Below are 16,274 nucleotides of genomic sequence, written 5' to 3' on the forward strand. Positions count from 1 at the left end.
GCCGCGGGGCTTATCGGCTCGACACCGCGCGGCGGCGGGTTCAAGTTGCGTGAGCCATGTCGACCCCCGCCGCCCGCCCCACCGAAGACGAGCTGATCGCACGCTATTTCGCGCCGATGGCCGGGGAGGGCGGGCTGCGCTTGCTCGACGACGCCGCCCGGATCGTGCCACCCGAGGGGCAGGACCTCATCGTCACGGTCGACGCCCTGGTGGCGGGCGGCCACTTCTTCTCCGACGATCCCGCCACCGCCATCGGCCGCAAGGCGCTCGGCGTGAACATGTCGGATCTCGCGGCGAAGGGCGCCGCGCCGCTGGGCTTCCTGCTCACCCTCGCCCTGCCGGACGACTGGACCGCCGAGTGGCTCTCAGGGTTCAGCGACGGCCTTGGCGAGGCGGCCTCCACCTATCGCTGCCCGCTGCTCGGCGGCGACACGGTCGCGGCGCGAGGTCCGCTCACCATCTCGATCACCGCGCTCGGCACCGTCCCGCACGGGCGCATGGTGGCGCGCACGAGCGCCAAGGCCGGCGAGCGGGTCTGCGTGACGGGCACCATCGGGGACGCGGCGCTGGGCCTCGTGCTGCGCCGTCAGCCCGGCGCGGGCTGGACCTCCGGCCTGTCGATCAACCACCGCGTCTACCTCACCGACCGCTACCTCCACCCCCGCCCGCGCCTCGCCCTCGCCGAGATCCTGCGCGAGCACGCGAGCGCGGCGATGGACGTCTCGGACGGGCTCGCGGGCGACCTCGCCAAGATGGCGCGGGCGAGCGGGCTCAGCGCCGAGGTCGACGTCGATCTCATCCCGTTCTCCCTGGCCGGACGCGGCGCGATCGCCGCCGACGGGCGCCTGCGGGACCGGATGATCACCGGGGGCGACGACTACGAGATCCTCTGCACCGTGCCCGACGCCAAGCTCGCCGCCTTCCTCGACGCCGCCGCCCGGGCCGGCGTGCCCGCCACCGTGATCGGGCGGATGATCGAGGGCGACGAGACGCCGGTTTTCCGCGACGGCGGCCTGGAAAGGCGCTACGACCGCGGCTCCTTCAGCCATTTCTGACCCCAGTCCCGCGAGCCCGATGCACGCTCCCACACAGGCCGGCGACAGGCTCGCCAAGCGCAACGTCCTCGTCCTCGCCGGCGCCCAGGCGCTCGGCGGCGCGAACCCCGCCATCGTGATCTCGCTCGGCGGGCTCGTCGGGCAGGCCATCGCCGAGAACAAGCTGCTCGCCACCCTGCCCGTGAGCCTGCTCAATCTCGGCCTTGCCCTGGGGACGATCCCGGCCGCCCTCGTCATGCGCCGCCTTGGCCGACGAAACGGCTACGTCCTCGGGGCGAGCATCGGCGTGCTCGCCGGCTGCATCGCGGCCTATGGCATCGCGTCGGCCGCCTTCGTCGTGTTCTGCCTCGGCACCTTCGTGTCGGGGTTCTACGGCGCCTTCGTCCAGAGCTACCGCTTCGCCGCCGCCGACACCGCCTCGCCCGCCTTCCGGGCGCGGGCGATCTCATGGGTGATGGCGGGCGGGCTCGCGGCGGGGATCATCGGCCCGCAGGTGGTGATCTGGACCCGGGACCTCGTGCCCGGCGCCCTGTTCGCGGGCGCCTTCCTGGGCCAGGCGGGCCTGGCGTTCCTCTCGCTCATGGTGGTCTCGTTCCTGCGCGCGCCGCCCGTCGCGGCGGCGGCGCAGCCGGGCGGGCGGCCGCTCGGCGAGATCATGCGCCAGCCCCGCTTCGTCATGGCCGTGCTCGCGGGGCTCACGTCCTACGGTCTCATGAGCTTCGTGATGACCGGCGCCCCCCTCGCCATGGTCGGCTGCGGGCATGGAGTCGATCTCGCGGCGCTCGGCATCTCCCTGCACATCCTCGCGATGTTCGGCCCGAGCTTCATCACCGGCCGGCTCATCGACCGCTGGGGCAAGGAGCGCGTCACCGCGGCGGGCCTCCTCCTCATCGCGGCGGCCGCCGCCGTGGGGCTGTCGGGGCTCAGCGTCGCCCATTTCTGGGTCGCGCTGGTGCTGCTCGGCGTCGGCTGGAACCTCGGCTTCATCGGCGCGACCGCGCTCGTGACCGAGTGCTACCGCCCGGAGGAACGCGCCAAGGTGCAGGCGGCGAACGACTTCCTCATCTTCGGCTCCGTGGCGCTGGCCTCGTTCTCGTCGGGCAAGCTCCTCAATCTCGGCGGCTGGGACGCGCTCAACTGGCTCGTCTTCCCGCCCGTCGCGCTCGCTATCGGCCTGCTCGCCTGGCAGGGCCGCAGCCGCACCGCCGCGGCGTGAGATCCCGGGCCGGGACGCTGCCGCGAATCAGGGGAGGGGAGCCGCAAGGGCGTCCAACCCCCGCGAAACGTTCGGCTGTGCATGCCTCCAACGTCCTGTTTGCGCTTGCAGGAAAAGTTTGGCACCAAAAGGGTCCCATTCCGTTGGCGAAGCCTCCCCGGCCATAACAATCCCGCCTCGGCACCCAAGGACGGAAACATGCTCACCATCCTCCTGATCATCCTGGGCGGCGCTTTGTCGATCGCCTATGGCCTGTGGGCCATCAACGACGTGATGAGACGCGACGCCGGAACGCAGCGCATGCAGGAGATCGCTGGCGCGATCGCCGAAGGCGCCCAGGCCTATCTCCGGCGGCAATATGCGACCATCGCGGTCGTGGGCGTGATCCTCTTCGGTGTCCTGGCCTTCCTGCTCGGCGTCTGGGTCGCGGTCGGCTTCGCCGTCGGCGCGATCCTCTCGGCGGCCGCGGGCTTCATCGGCATGAACGTGTCGGTGCGGGCCAACGTGCGCACCGCTCAGGCCGCCACGCAATCGCTCGGCCTCGGCCTCGACGTCGCGTTCAAGTCGGGCGCGGTGACGGGCATGCTGGTGGCGGGCCTCGCGCTGCTGGGCGTCGTGATCTACTACGCGGTGCTGACCCGGGCCCTGGGCTTCGCGCCCTCGAGCCGCGCGGTCATCGACGCCCTCGTGGCGCTCGGCTTCGGCGCCTCGCTGATTTCCATCTTCGCGCGCCTCGGCGGCGGCATCTTCACCAAGGGCGCGGACGTCGGCGGCGACCTCGTCGGCAAGGTCGAGGCCGGCATCCCCGAGGACGACCCGCGCAACCCCGCCACCATCGCCGACAACGTGGGCGACAATGTCGGCGACTGCGCCGGCATGGCGGCCGACCTGTTCGAGACCTATGCCGTCACCGTGGTCGCCACCATGGTGCTCGCCGCGATCTTCTTCGCGGGCCAGGACATCCTGGAGACGGTGCTCCTTTATCCGCTGGCCATCGGCGCCGCCTGCATCGTGACCTCGATCGCGGGCACGTTCTTCGTTAAGCTCGGCCCCAACCAGTCGATCATGGGGGCGCTCTACAAGGGCTTCATCGCCTCGGGCGTGCTCTCCATCGCGGCCATCGCGGCCGTGACCTGGGCCATGTTCGGCGGCTTCTCCCGCACCCTCACCATCACCGGCGGCACAAGCTTCTCCACGAGCGCCCTGTTCATGTGCGCCGTGGTCGGCCTCGTGGTGACGGCGCTCATCGTGGTGATCACCGAATATTACACGGGCACGGGCTACCGGCCGGTGCGCTCCATCGCGCAGGCCTCCGTCACGGGCCACGGCACGAACGTCATCCAGGGCCTCGCGGTGTCCCTCGAGGCGACCGCGCTGCCCACCATCGTCATCGTCGCTGGCATCGTGTTCAGCTTCAAGCTTGCCGGACTCTTCGGCATCGCCATCGCGGTGACCGCGATGCTGGCGCTCGCCGGCATGGTTGTGGCCCTCGACGCCTTCGGTCCGGTCACCGACAACGCGGGCGGCATCGCCGAGATGGCCGGCCTCCCGAAGGAGGTGCGCAAGTCCACCGACGCGCTCGACGCGGTGGGCAACACCACTAAGGCCGTGACGAAGGGCTACGCCATCGGCTCGGCGGGCCTGGGCGCTCTGGTGCTCTTCGCAGCCTACACCTCGGACCTGAACTACTTCATCGCGGAGGCGAACCGGCAGGGCTCCACGGCCTACCAGTACTTCCGCGGCGTGACGCCCGACTTCTCGCTCGCCAACCCTTATGTCGTCGTGGGCCTCCTGTTCGGCGGCCTCATCCCCTACCTCTTCGGCGGCATGGGCATGACGGCGGTGGGCCGCGCGGCGGGCGCCGTGGTGGAGGAGGTGCGCCGGCAGTTCCGGGAGAAGCCCGGCATCATGGAGGGCACCGAGCGTCCCGATTACGGCCGGGCGGTCGACATGCTCACCCGCGCCGCGATCAAGGAGATGATCGTCCCCTCGCTCCTGCCGGTCCTGGCGCCGGTCGTGACCTACTTCGTGATCCTCGCGGTGGCAGGCAAGAGCCAGGCCTTCTCGGCGGTGGGCGCCATGCTGCTGGGCGTGATCGTCACGGGCCTGTTCGTCGCCATCTCGATGACCTCGGGAGGCGGCGCGTGGGACAACGCCAAGAAGTCCTTCGAGGACGGCTTCGTCGACGAGGCCGGGGTGCGCCACATGAAGGGCTCGGACGCCCACAAGGCCTCCGTGACCGGCGACACCGTCGGCGACCCCTACAAGGACACGGCAGGCCCCGCCGTGAACCCCGCGATCAAGATCACCAACATCATCGCCCTCCTGCTGCTTGCGGTGCTCGCGCACAGCTGACGGCGAATCGCCCGGCCGCTCCAGCGAGCGGCCGGGCGACCGTCTGCCGAGCGCCCTGAGCGCAACGAGCCGCCGCGCGCGGCACCAGATGGAGGGCACCATGGCGTCGGACGACAGCCCCGCCCTCGATCCCCTCTCCCCCGCCTTCGCCTGGGATCCGTACCCCGCCTATGCGCGCCTTCGCGCCCGGCCGGAGCCCGTCTACGACCCGCTGACCGACACCTTCCTCGTCGCGCGCTTCGCCGACGTGGCGGCCATCGCCCGCGACCCTACGATGGTGCGGGCGCCCGAGGCCGTGATGTCGCCGGAGGAGGTGGCAGAGCGGCGCCGGCGCGAGAACTGGCACGACATGCCCTTTCACGCCCGCTTCGTGCAGTTCAGCCTGCTCGACAGCGACGGCCCCGTGCACGATCGCCTGCGCCGCCTCGTGCTCGGCTGGTTCACCCCGAGCCTGATGGGCCTGCAGCGGCCCGCGATCGAGGCCGTCGTCGACACGCTCGTCGACGGCTTCGCCGGGGGCGGCGAGATCGAGTTCATCGAGGACGTCGCGGCCCGGGTGCCGGGCCGGGTGATCGGGCGCGTGCTCGGCGTCCCTGACGCGGACGGGCCGCGCCTGCGCCGGTGGTCCGAGGACATCGTCCAGTTCTTCGACGTCGACCGCTCGGACGCTCGCAAGGCTCTCGCCGAGGCGACGACGCGGGAGTTCCACGACTATCTCGTGGCGGCCCTCGACGAGCGGCGCGCCCGGCCCCGCGGGGACGTCCTGAGCCGGCTCGCCGCGGCCGAGGCGGCGGGGCGGGCGAGCCGGGACGAGGCGATCTCCACCGCCATGCTCATCCTCATGGCGGGGCACGGCTCCACCATCGACGTGCTCGGGACCGCGCTCCACGCGCTCCTGCGCTTCCCCGACGAGATGCGGCGGTTGCGCGAGGATCCGGCGCTCGCGCCCAGCGCCGTGCAGGAGATGCTGCGCTTCGAGTCGCCCCTGCCGTTCTTCCACCGCTACGCGACGCGGGAGACGGAGGTCGGCGGGCGCGTCTTCCCGCGCGGCACCCGCTTCGGGCTCCTCTACGGGGCGGCGAACCGCGATCCGCAAGCCTTCCCCGAGCCCGACCGGTTCGACGTCGGGCGCGCGCCGAACCGCCACCTCGCCTTCGGCGGCGGGCCGCATCTGTGCCTGGGGCTGCACCTCGCGCGCCTGGAGCTCGACGTGGTGTTCACGACGCTGCTGCGGCGCTTTCGCGAGATCGCGCCTACAGGCCCAGAACCCGTCTACAAGACGGGCCTTTCGGTGCGGGGCCTGCGGGCGCTGCCGGTCGCCTTGCGCCCGGCTTGAGCTTTACGACCCGAACGGGTTGAGCGAGGCGACGCCGCGGAAGAGCTGGCCGACGAAGTTCTGGTCGGAGCCGCCCGTGGGCGTGGTGCGGGATACGAAGTCGAACACCCGGCCGTCCTGGAGGCCGTAGAGCGCCACGCGCTCCACCTTCAGGTTCTTCGTGAAGTACACCGCCGCGACCCGCTGATCGACGACCGTGTCGTTCATGAACTGGACCCGGCGGGTGGAGCGCTGGCTGATATAGTACCAGCTGCGGTTCCCCACCGTGGACACGGTGGACGGGGTGCCCAGGATCTGGAGCACCTGCTGCGCGTCCTGACCCGGCTTCACGCTGGCGAAGGCCTGCTCGTCGAGCAGGTAGCCGCGCTGGAACTCCTCGCCGACGACGCAGGCGCCGCTGACGCCGGCGATCAGGGCAACCGCCGCGAGGCGGGCGATGAGGCTCGATGTGCGACGCATCTGTGGAACGCGCTCCCCCTGCGGCACTTGGCGATGTGGCCGCTCCGGGCTGATGCCCTAACCCGGCGCAGGGTCTTTGACAAGGCGTCGAGGAGAGCGGGCGCGCCTCGCCGGGGGACGGTGTGAGGCAGCCTCGTTAAGGATCTGTTAACGTTTTGCGCGCGATAGTCGGGGCCGTTGTCCCGGGGTTCGATATGAAGCGCTTCATTGGACTGTCCCTCGTCGCCGCGTCCCTCATGGCGGCCAGCGCGCCGGCCTCCGCCCGCGACGGCCAGAACGCGGCGGCCGCCGCCCTCGGCGTCGTCGGCGGGCTCGCGCTCGGCGCCATCGCCTCGCAGCCGCCCCCGCCTCCGGCCACCGTCTATGTCCGCCGTCCCGCGCCGGTCTACGTGGAGAGCTACGAGGAGGAGCCCGTCTGCGTGATCAAGCGTCGCCGCTACGTCGACGAGTTCGGCGACGTGACGATCCGCCGGATCAAGGTCTGCGACTGATCTTCCACGGATCGTCGAACGCCACCTTCACGGCCCGCCCAGCGCGGGCCGTTCTCGTTTGTGCGCGGAGCGGATCGCCGCAAGCGGGCGGGAAACCCTTGAATGGGCAGCCCTGCGGCGGCATGTCAGGGAAGCGGGCGCCTCCGCGCCCTCGAAGACAGGTCCCGCCGTGATCCTCAGCCTCTTTCGCCGCAACCCGCGCCGCGCCGCCATGGAGGTGCTCTACGACCGGATCGCGGCGGCCTCGCGCCAGCCGGCCCTCTACACCGACCTCGGGATCCCGGACACGGTGGAGGGGCGCTTCGAGTCGCTGGCGCTCCACACCGTCCTGCTCCTGCGCCGCCTTCGCACCCTGCCGCCGCCGGCGGGCGATGTCGGCCAGGACTTCATCGACACCTTCTTCAAGCGCATGGACGCGTCCCTGCGCGAGCTCGGCGTCGGCGACATGGGGGTGGGCAAGCGCATGAAGAAGCTCGCCCATTCGTTCTACGGCCGGGCCGACGCCTATGACGGCCCCCTCGACCGGGGCGACGATGCCGCGCTCGCGGGGGTGCTCGGGCGCAACGCGCTGGGTCAGGCGGAACCCGCGCCCGCGCTCGCCGCTTACGTGCTCGCGAGCGACCGGCGGCTCGCCGGCCAGAGCCTCGACGAGATCCTGGGCACCGGTCCGGTCTTCGCCGACCCGAAGGAGACGCCCCGATGACTGCCCCAGCCTTCCCGCTCGTCCGTCTCGTCGCCGTCGACAGGCTCCCGGAGGGCGGCGCCCGCCCGAAGATCGAGGCGACGCCCGAGGAATGCGCGGCGCTCGCCCGGGAGTTCAAGATCCCCGCGGTCCACGCGCTCACGGGCGAGTACCGCGTCAAGGGCACGCCCCGGCGCATGAACGTGACCGGGACCGTGCGGGGCCGGGTCACCCAGGTCTGCGTCGTGACCCTCGAGCCCTTCGAGACCGAGATCGCCGAGGAGGTCGACGTCGACTTCTCCGAGCATCTCGGCCCCGAGCCGGAGGGGCGGGACGAGGCCGACCTCGACCGGCCGGACGAGATCGTCAACGGCAAGATCGACCTCGGCGCGCTCACCGCGGAGTTCCTGGCGCTCGGCCTCGATCCCTATCCCCGCAAACCCGGGGTGGCCTTCGACGAGCCCGCGGCGGCCCCGGACGAGACCTCCCCCTTCGCGGCGCTCGGGCGCATGAAGCCGGGCTCCTGACGGCACACGCGCCCGTTAAACCATTATCAGCACGGGTGTTCTAGCCTGCCGGCGGGGATGTCTGCCTGAGGACGGGGCGGTGCGGGGACGGATCATGATCGCCGGGACGGCGCTCTTCGGGCTCGGCGCGCTCGCCGTGTTCCCGGTCCCCGTCCTGTTCGGCCTCGTGATCGCGATCCTCTGCCTCGTCGGCATCGTGCTGTCGGGGCTCGGCTGGGCGCTGGGCCAGGCCTATGACCGGCTCCTGGCGGAGCGGGATCCCGACCGCAAGGGCGTGCGCGTCCACCGCCTCAGCGGCATCAAGAAGCGCACCGGCCGGAGCGTCGTGGCGGACGCGGACGAGCGCGAATCGCGCGCCTGACCCAGCGGCAGCGCGCGGCGAGCGGCCCTCTCCCCCTTGCGGGCACGCCCGGAGTGGGTATGGTCCGCGCACTTTTGCAGGAGCCGCGGACAGATCGATGGCCCAGACCGTTCGGATCGCGCTTGATGCCATGGGGGGCGACCATGGCCCGGAGGTGGTCGTGCCCGGCGCCGCCCTGGCGCTGGAGCGCCACCCCGACGCGCGGTTCCTGATCTATGGCGACGAGGCTGTCGTCCGCCCGGTCCTCGAGCGCCATCCGGCCCTGCTGCCCGTGACGGAGCTGCGGCACGCCGACGTGTCGATCCGCATGGACGAGAAGCCGAGCCAGGCGCTGCGCATCGGCCGCAACAAGTCGTCCATGTGGCTCGCCATCCAGGCGGTGCGCGACGACGAGGCGGATATCTGCGTTTCGGCGGGCAACACGGGCGCCCTCATGGCGATGTCCATGTTCTGCCTCAAGACGCTCCCGGAGATCGACCGCCCGGCCATCGCGGCGATCTGGCCGACGATTCGCGGCGAGAGCGTGGTCCTGGACGTCGGCGCCACCATCGGGGCGGATGCGAGCCATTACGTGAACCTCGCCGTCATGGGCGCCGCCATGGCCCGTATCGTCTTCGACATCGAGAAGCCCACCGTGGGCCTCCTCAATGTCGGCCGCGAGGAGATCAAGGGGATCGAGGCGGTGAAGGAGGCCGGCCGCATCCTGCGCGAGGCGAACCTCGCCGGGCTCGACTATCGCGGCTTCGTCGAGGGCGACGACCTGGGCAAGGGCACCGTCGACGTGGTGGTGACGGAAGGCTTCACGGGCAACATCGCCCTCAAGACCGCCGAGGGGACGGCCAAGCAGATCGGCGAGTACCTGCGCGCCGCCATGAGCCGCACCTGGACCGCCAAGCTCGGCTATCTCCTGGCCAAGACCGCGTTCGACGCCCTGCGGGCCAAGATGGATCCGAGCCGGGCGAACGGCGGCATCTTCCTCGGCCTCGACGGGCTCGTCATCAAGAGCCACGGCGGCGCGGACGCGCTCGGCCTGGCCTCCGCCATCGACATTGCCTACGACATGGCGCATTACGATTTCATGCGAACCATCCGGGACATGCTCGACCAGATCCCGGCCGAGGCGTCCGCTTGAGACCATGAAGGCCTTCGCTTGACCCGTCTTCGTTCCGTCGTCCGCGGCTGCGGCTCCCACCTCCCCGACCGCGTCCTGACCAATGCCGACCTAGCCCGGATGGTCGACACGTCGGACGACTGGATCGTCCAGCGCACCGGCATCCAGCAGCGCCACATCGCGGGCGACCACGAGACCACCTCCGTGCTCGGCATCGGCGCGGCGCGCGCGGCCCTGGCGCATGCAGGGCTCACGCCCGACGACATCGACCTCGTGGTCTGCGCCACGTCGACGCCCGACCTCACCTTTCCGTCCTGCGCCAGCCAGATCCAGTTCGGCCTCGGCATCAACCAGGGCGCGGCGTTCGACGTGCAGGCGGTGTGCACGGGCTTCGTCTACGCGGTTTCGGTCGCCGACAAGTTCCTGACCTCCGGCTCGCACAAGCGGGCCCTCGTGATCGGGGCCGAGACCTTCTCGCGCATCCTCGACTGGGAGGACCGCACCACCTGCGTGCTCTTCGGCGACGGCGCGGGCGCCATCGTGCTGGAGGCGCAGGAGGCGGAGGGCGGCAATGCCGACCGAGGCGTGCTCACCTCGCATCTGCGCTCCGACGGCCGCCACCGCGAGAAGCTCTACGTCGACGGGGGGCCAGGCTCGACGCGCACCACGGGCGTCCTGCGCATGGAGGGCAAGGAGGTCTTCCGCTTCGCGGTGGCGCAGGTGGTGGACGTGATCCGCGACGCGTTCAAGGCCACAGGCACCACCCCCGACGACCTCGACTGGTTCGTGCCCCACCAGGCCAACAAGCGCATCATCGACGCCTCCGCCGAGAAGCTCGGCATCGCCCCGGAGAAGGTGGTGATCACGGTCGAGCGCCACGGCAACACCTCCGCCGCGTCGATCCCGCTCGCCCTCGACGCCGCGGTCAAGGACGGGCGGATCAAGACGGGCGACCTCGTCATGATCGAGGCCATCGGCGGCGGCTTCACCTGGGGCAGCGCGCTCATCCGCTGGTGAGCGGGCGGGGAGGTGCGAGCCGCTGGACATCGGAGCCGCCTTCTCCACATCACGCATCGCAGACCGGCCACGCACAGCTTGACGGATGGCCCCGCGCCCCACACCTGAGAGGCCACCCATCCAGGAGGCCCCATGATCCGCCCGCTCAGCGTTCTCGCCGTCTCGACCCTGATCCTCGCCGCCGGGCCGGCGCTCGCGCAGGATCGCCAGCCCAGGTCCGTCGAGGCCCAGCCCGGCAAGTCGCAGCGGCTCACCATGGTCGGCAACGTCTCCCAGGACTGCAAGCCGGGCGCGCTGCCGGCCATCAAGCTCGTCCAGACCCCACGGAACGGCAGCCTGACGGTTCGCACGGGGGAGACGCCTGCGGGCCAGCTCAAGCGCTGCCCCGCCCTGAAGGTGCCGGTCCTCGGCGTGTTCTACGAGGCCAATGCCGGCTTCACCGGAGGCGACGAGGTCGTGATCGAGGTCCGCCAGGCCGACGGCAAGGTCCAGACCCAGACCATCAAGATCAACGTCAGCAACAAGCCCGCGGCGGAGCCGAAGAGCGACGCGGTCGAGCTGTGAGGCGCCAGGCGCCTTACCAGCCGTGATCGACGGCGGCGCAGCGGGTCTCGCCGCGCCGCGCGTTCAGCACCTCGAAGGCGCCGATCGCGCAGTCGTTGCCCGGCGCCGCCTCCCGCAGGGGATAGGTCGCCACCGTCGAGGCCTCGTAGCGGCCGCGCTCGCCGGGGCGGTAGGCCGGCCAACGCTGGCCGTTCCACCGGGGCGCGTGGGAGTAGAGGGGGTAGTAGGTTTGGAAACGCGGGCGGTCGTAGGACGGGTTCGGCGGACGGGGCTCGCTGTGCCACCGTGGGATGCCCTGCGCCGCCGCTGCACCGGAACCGGCCAGCAGGAGCAGCAAGGCAAGGGCGGGGCGTCTCATGATGGGCGATCCTTAATGGGAAGTGACCAGATCGCCTCGGATCAGCAGGACCCATGCCAACCCGCCGGAACCCGCGCCTGATGGCCTCCGCCGTCTCCCTCTCGGCCCGGGACGCCCGCCGGATCGCGCTGGCGGCGCAAGGGCTCACGGGTGCCAGACCACCGAGACCGTCGCGCGGGCGCCTTGACGCGATGCTCGGCCGGCTCGGCATGGTGCAGATCGATTCAGTCAACGTGCTGGCGCGGGCCCATTACATGCCGGGCTTCTCGCGGCTGGGCGCATACGCCGTCGACCACCTCCACGAGGCGGCCTATGGGCGCCGGCGGCACCTGTTCGAATATTGGGGGCACGAGGCCTCCCTGATCCGGCTCGACCTCCAGCCCGCCCTTCGCTGGCGGATGAGCCGGGCAGGGGAGGGGCGGGGTATCTATGGCGGGCTCGCCCGTTTCGGCCGCGAGCGGCCGGACTTCATCGCCGAGGTGCTGCGCCAAGTGGAGACGCGCGGCGCGCTCTCCGCGCGGGAGCTGGAGGATTGCGGACGTTCGGCGGGCTCCTGGTGGGGCTGGAGCGACGGAAAGCGGGCCCTCGAATGGCTCTTCTGGGCTGGACGCGTCACCACGGCCGCGCGGCGCGGCTTCGAGCGCGTCTACGACCTGCCGGAGCGCGTCCTCCCAGCCGAGATCCTAGCGGCCCCCACACCCTCTGACGAGGAGGCGCACCGCACGCTCGTGCGCGTCGCGGCGGGTGCGCTTGGGGTCGCGACGGAGCGGGACCTGCGCGACTATTGGCGCCTCGACCCGCCGGACGCCCGGGCGGCGATCTGCGCCCTCGTGGACGAGGGCGACCTGCTGCCCGCGTCGGTGGAGGGCTGGGACACGGAGGCCTATCTGGCGCCGGGCGCCGCGGCGCCGGCGCGCCTCAAGGCCCGGGCGCTCGTCTCCCCCTTCGACCCGCTGCTCTGGGAGCGCCCGCGGGCGGAGCGCCTGTTCGGCATGCGCTACCGCATCGAGATCTACACCCCGGCCCACCTGCGCGAGCACGGCTATTACGTCCTGCCGTTCCTATGGGGCGACCGGCTCGCCGCGCGGGTGGACCTCAAGGCCGACCGCAAGACCCGCCGCCTCCTGGTCCAGGCCGCCCATCTCGAGCCCCGCGCCCCGCCCGACACCGCCGCCGCCCTCGCCGACGAGCTGGGCCTGCTCGGCACCTGGCTCGATCTCGACGAGATCGCCGTGGCCGCCCGCGGCGACCTCGCCCCCGCCCTCGCGGCCGCCACCCGGCTGATGCCGTCCGCCCCCGGCTAGAGGAGCGATTCGAAGCCGCAGTGCAGGGCTCGACCCGCTCCCCTCCCCCTTGCGGGAGGGGTTGGGGGGGTGACGGCGGTGCCGAGCCAAGATGGATCTCGACCGATCGGCTGGTCACCTTTCCGGATAGGACGCCGCCGTCACCCCCCACCCCNNGGGGGAGGGAGCACGGCGGCGCTCTTGGAGCGGCGCCACCAGCCGTGGACGGACCCCCGGAGCGAGCGCGTGTGGGCCCCGCCTTACCTCCCCCAACGGCACGCCCCGGACGGCGTTGACCCGCCTCCCGCGCGCGGGTATCCGACGCGCCCCATCCCCGAGGAGAGCCCGATGGCGTCGATCACGCAGCGCATCGCAGCCGAGCTGAGCGTCCAGGACTGGCAGGTCAAGGCGGCGGTCGATCTGCTCGACGGCGGCGCGACGGTGCCGTTCGTGGCGCGCTATCGCAAGGAGGCGACGGGCACCCTCGACGACGCGCAGCTGCGCACCCTGGAGGAGCGCCTGCGCTATCTCCGCGAGCTGGAGGACCGCCGCAAGACCATCCTCGACAGCATCGAATCGCAGGGCAAGCTCGACGCTCCCCTGCGGGCCCGCATCGCCGCGGCCGAGACTAAGGCGGTGCTGGAAGACCTCTACGTGCCCTTCAAGCCCAAGCGCCGCACCAAGGCGCAGATCGCCCGCGAGGCCGGCCTGAAGCCCCTCGCCGACGCGCTGCTCGCCCGGCCCGACCGCCAGCCTCTGGAGGCCGCGGGCGGCTTCGTGAGCGATGAGCGGGGCGTCGCGACGCCGGAGGCTGCCCTGGAGGGCGCCCGCGCCATCCTGGCCGAGCGCTTCTCGGAAGATGCGGCGCTCGTCGGAACGCTGCGCGAGGATTATTGGCGGCGCGGCCGCCTCGTCTCCAAGGTGCGCAAGGGCAAGAAGACGGACGGCGCCAAGTTCGCCGACTATTTCGACTTTGCCGAGCCCCTCACCAAGCTCCCCTCGCACCGCATTCTCGCGATGTTCCGGGGCGAGAAGGAAGAGGTGCTCGATCTTGCCCTCGAGGAGGACAAGGCCGCGGGCGAGCCGGCCTATGTCAGCCCCTACGAGGGCCGCGTGGCGCTCACCGCCGGCATCGCCGACCGGGGACGGCCGGGCGACCGCTGGCTCCTGGAGGCGGCGCGCTTCGCCTGGCGCACCAAGCTGCGCCCCTCCGTCGAGATCGACCTGCGGCTGCGCCTGTGGCAGGCGGCGGAGGACGAGGCCGTCAAGGTGTTCGCGGGCAACCTGCGCGACCTGCTGCTTGCCGCCCCCGCCGGCTCGCGCCCGACGCTCGGCCTCGATCCGGGCTACCGCACGGGCGTGAAGGTCGCGGTGGTGGACGCTACGGGCAAGGTGGTGGCGACCGACACGATCTATCCCCACGAGCCCCGCCTCGACTGGGACCGTTCGTTGGGCGTTCTGGCGAAGCTCTGCCGCGCTCACCGTGTCGAGCTCGTCGCCATCGGCAACGGCACCGCCTCGCGCGAGACGGACAAGCTCGCCGCCGAGCTCCTGGCGCGGCACCCCGACCTGAAGCTCACGAAGGTGATGGTGTCGGAGGCCGGCGCCTCGGTCTACTCGGCCTCGGCCTATGCGAGCGAGGAGCTGCCGGGGCTCGACGTCACGCTTCGTGGCGCCGTCTCGATCGCGCGGCGCCTGCAGGACCCGCTCGCCGAGCTCGTGAAGATCGAGCCCAAGGCGATCGGGGTCGGGCAGTACCAGCACGATCTCGCCGAGCACAAGCTGTCGCGCTCCCTCGACGCCGTGGTGGAGGACTGCGTGAACGGCGTCGGCGTCGACGTGAACACGGCCTCCGTGCCGCTCCTCGCCCGCGTCTCGGGCCTCGGCGCCCACGTGGCGGGCAACATCGTGGCCCACCGCGACGGCAACGGCCCGTTCCGCACCCGCAAGGCGCTGAAGGAGGTGCCGGGCCTCGGCCCGAAGACCTTCGAGCTCGCGGCGGGCTTCCTGCGCATCCCCGGCGGCGACGATCCCCTCGACGCGTCGGGCGTCCACCCGGAGGCCTATCCCGTGGTGAGGCGCATCCTGCAGGCGACGAAGAGCGACATCAAGGTGGTGATCGGCAACCCGGGCATCCTCAAGGCCCTGCGGCCGGAGACCTTCACCGACGAGCGCTTCGGCCTGCCCACCGTCGTCGACATTCTGGCCGAGCTCGAGAAGCCCGGCCGTGACCCGCGCCCGGAGTTCAAGACCGCTACCTTCCAGGAGGGCGTGGAGAAGATCTCCGACCTCAAGCCCGGCATGGTGCTGGAGGGCGTGGTCACGAACGTCGCCGCCTTCGGCGCCTTCGTCGACATCGGCGTGCACCAGGACGGGCTCGTTCACATCTCGGCCCTGTCGAAGACCTTCGTGAAGGATCCGCGCGCCGTGGTGAAGCCCGGGGACGTGGTGCGGGTGAAGGTGCTCGACGTCGACCAGCCCCGCAAGCGCATCGCGCTCAGCATGCGCCTCGACGACGAGATCGGGCCGCAGGGCCGCTCGTCCGGCGCATCGCGGCCCGCGCCGGCCAAGGCTCCGGCGCCTCAGCCCGCCCCGGCGGCGGGTGGTGGGGCCATGGCGGATGCGCTGCGGCGGGCGGGCCTCGGCGACAAGAACCGGGGCGGGCGGCGGTAGGGGCGCTCGATTGCCCGTCTGGGTTCATGGATGGGCCTGCCGGCGCAGGCATACGGAGCCGCTTCGCGGCATCAGAATCCTGGGTCCCGGATCTGCACCTCGCTTCGCGAGGCTTGTCCGGGAAGGTGGGCGAGGGTGGCAGGAAGGTTCTCAAGAACCTCGACGCCACTTTCCCGGACAAGCGCAGCCGAAGGCGAGCGCCGATCCGGGATCCAGCGCAAGGAGCCGCGCCGAAGGCGCTCCCTATCGAACCCCCGCCCTCAGCTCAGCGACCGCCCGAGCGACAGGGCGCAGGCCCAGGCGGGGACCGTGAACATCAGGGCCATGATGGCGCGGCGGAGCGACCGGAACTTGGAGCGCAGGATGCGGGCGTTGAGGTAGACCTGGCCCAGCACGTCCTGCAGGTAGTCCTCGTCGGTGAGCGCGCTGAAACGGCGCCGGTACTCCTCCTGCGGCATCGCCGCGATGGAGCCGAAGAAGAACATCGACGGGCGGTCGTTGCGCATGCGCGGGAACAGCCCGTGGATGATCTCGCCCACCACGATGGCGAAGCCGAGACCCGTGAGCACCAGGGCGACCGTGAAGCTCGCGGTCCATTTCGAGATCGGCGGCGTGGCGGCCGAGAGGGCGCCGAGCATCGCCACCGTGATGCCCATGGTGGCGCCGCTGCGCAGATCGTGGCGGCCGATCCATTCCAGCATGCGCTGGAGCGACTTCTCTGCGCGCTCGATGCTCGTGGTGCTCAAGGGCACGATCGGTTCGTGAAACATGGTTCGGCATTCCCCC

Annotated in this window: 16 protein-coding genes; 13 read left to right on the forward strand and 3 right to left on the reverse strand. The window is 71.4% G+C overall.

Going from position 1 to position 16,274, the window contains the following annotated elements; all coding sequences use genetic code 11:
* Positions 1–56 precede the first annotated feature (56 nt).
* The 4 genes from thiL (at position 57) to F0L46_RS07015 (ending at position 5,962) form a co-directional block, all read left to right on the forward strand.
* Positions 57–1,055 (forward strand): thiamine-phosphate kinase, encoded by a 999-nt coding sequence (gene thiL / locus F0L46_RS07000; RefSeq protein ID WP_149816344.1) that lies wholly within the window; start codon positions 57–59, stop codon positions 1,053–1,055.
* A gap of 19 nt (positions 1,056–1,074) precedes the next feature.
* The gene (locus tag F0L46_RS07005; protein WP_149816345.1) at positions 1,075–2,271 is read left to right on the forward strand and encodes an MFS transporter; all 1,197 of its coding nucleotides are present in this window, start codon (positions 1,075–1,077) and stop codon (positions 2,269–2,271) included.
* A gap of 198 nt (positions 2,272–2,469) precedes the next feature.
* Positions 2,470–4,626, forward strand: coding sequence for a sodium-translocating pyrophosphatase (locus tag F0L46_RS07010; protein WP_149816346.1), 2,157 nt, complete (start codon positions 2,470–2,472; stop codon positions 4,624–4,626).
* 100 nt (positions 4,627–4,726) lie between these two features.
* Positions 4,727–5,962 (forward strand): cytochrome P450, encoded by a 1,236-nt coding sequence (locus F0L46_RS07015; RefSeq protein WP_149816347.1) that lies wholly within the window; start codon positions 4,727–4,729, stop codon positions 5,960–5,962.
* 3 nt (positions 5,963–5,965) lie between these two features.
* Here the strand turns inward: F0L46_RS07015 and F0L46_RS07020 are convergent, their stop codons facing one another.
* Positions 5,966–6,421 (reverse strand): outer membrane protein assembly factor BamE, encoded by a 456-nt coding sequence (locus tag F0L46_RS07020; protein ID WP_149816348.1) that lies wholly within the window; start codon positions 6,419–6,421, stop codon positions 5,966–5,968.
* Between the two features lie 194 nt (positions 6,422–6,615).
* Between F0L46_RS07020 and F0L46_RS07025 the strand changes: the two genes are divergently transcribed.
* The 7 genes from F0L46_RS07025 (at position 6,616) to F0L46_RS07055 (ending at position 11,174) form a co-directional block, all read left to right on the forward strand.
* Positions 6,616–6,912, forward strand: coding sequence for a hypothetical protein (locus tag F0L46_RS07025; RefSeq protein WP_149816349.1), 297 nt, complete (start codon positions 6,616–6,618; stop codon positions 6,910–6,912).
* 169 nt (positions 6,913–7,081) lie between these two features.
* Entirely contained in the window at positions 7,082–7,615 is a 534-nt protein-coding gene (locus tag F0L46_RS07030; RefSeq protein ID WP_149816350.1) for a ubiquinol-cytochrome C chaperone family protein, read from the forward strand.
* Positions 7,612–8,121 carry a YceD family protein gene (locus tag F0L46_RS07035; protein WP_149816351.1) on the forward strand — a complete coding sequence of 170 codons (510 nt, stop codon included), beginning with the start codon at positions 7,612–7,614 and terminating at the stop codon, positions 8,119–8,121. Before F0L46_RS07030 ends, F0L46_RS07035 begins: the two co-directional genes overlap by 4 nt.
* 79 nt (positions 8,122–8,200) lie before the next feature.
* The gene (locus tag F0L46_RS07040) at positions 8,201–8,482 is read left to right on the forward strand and encodes a hypothetical protein (protein ID WP_149816352.1); all 282 of its coding nucleotides are present in this window, start codon (positions 8,201–8,203) and stop codon (positions 8,480–8,482) included.
* A gap of 97 nt (positions 8,483–8,579) precedes the next feature.
* Positions 8,580–9,614 carry a phosphate acyltransferase PlsX gene (gene plsX / locus F0L46_RS07045; protein WP_149816353.1) on the forward strand — a complete coding sequence of 345 codons (1,035 nt, stop codon included), beginning with the start codon at positions 8,580–8,582 and terminating at the stop codon, positions 9,612–9,614.
* An 18-nt stretch (positions 9,615–9,632) separates the two neighbouring features.
* Positions 9,633–10,610: a beta-ketoacyl-ACP synthase III gene (locus F0L46_RS07050; protein ID WP_149816354.1), complete on the forward strand. Its 978-nt coding sequence runs from the start codon at positions 9,633–9,635 to the stop codon at positions 10,608–10,610.
* A 132-nt stretch (positions 10,611–10,742) separates the two neighbouring features.
* Entirely contained in the window at positions 10,743–11,174 is a 432-nt protein-coding gene (locus F0L46_RS07055) for a 4-aminobutyrate aminotransferase (RefSeq protein ID WP_149816355.1), read from the forward strand.
* A gap of 13 nt (positions 11,175–11,187) precedes the next feature.
* On the opposite strand, the gene F0L46_RS07060 is transcribed toward F0L46_RS07055, so the two are convergent.
* Positions 11,188–11,532, reverse strand: a complete 345-nt coding sequence (locus F0L46_RS07060; RefSeq protein WP_149816356.1) for a hypothetical protein — start codon at positions 11,530–11,532, stop codon at positions 11,188–11,190.
* A 53-nt stretch (positions 11,533–11,585) separates the two neighbouring features.
* On the opposite strand from F0L46_RS07060, the gene F0L46_RS07065 reads away from it, so the two are divergent.
* Both F0L46_RS07065 and F0L46_RS07070 read left to right on the forward strand, forming a co-directional pair.
* Positions 11,586–12,836 (forward strand): winged helix-turn-helix domain-containing protein, encoded by a 1,251-nt coding sequence (locus tag F0L46_RS07065; RefSeq protein ID WP_240539896.1) that lies wholly within the window; start codon positions 11,586–11,588, stop codon positions 12,834–12,836.
* Between the two features lie 327 nt (positions 12,837–13,163).
* On the forward strand, positions 13,164–15,488 hold the full coding sequence (locus F0L46_RS07070) for a Tex family protein (protein WP_149816357.1): 2,325 nt from the start codon (positions 13,164–13,166) through the stop codon (positions 15,486–15,488).
* A gap of 260 nt (positions 15,489–15,748) precedes the next feature.
* Here F0L46_RS07070 and F0L46_RS07075 read toward each other — a convergent pair whose 3' ends face one another.
* Positions 15,749–16,258 carry a Pycsar system effector family protein gene (locus tag F0L46_RS07075; protein WP_149816358.1) on the reverse strand — a complete coding sequence of 170 codons (510 nt, stop codon included), beginning with the start codon at positions 16,256–16,258 and terminating at the stop codon, positions 15,749–15,751.
* Between the last annotated feature and the right edge of the window lie 16 nt (positions 16,259–16,274).

The organism is Salinarimonas soli (assembly GCF_008386575.1).
Lineage (GTDB): Bacteria > Pseudomonadota > Alphaproteobacteria > Rhizobiales > Beijerinckiaceae > Salinarimonas_A > Salinarimonas_A soli.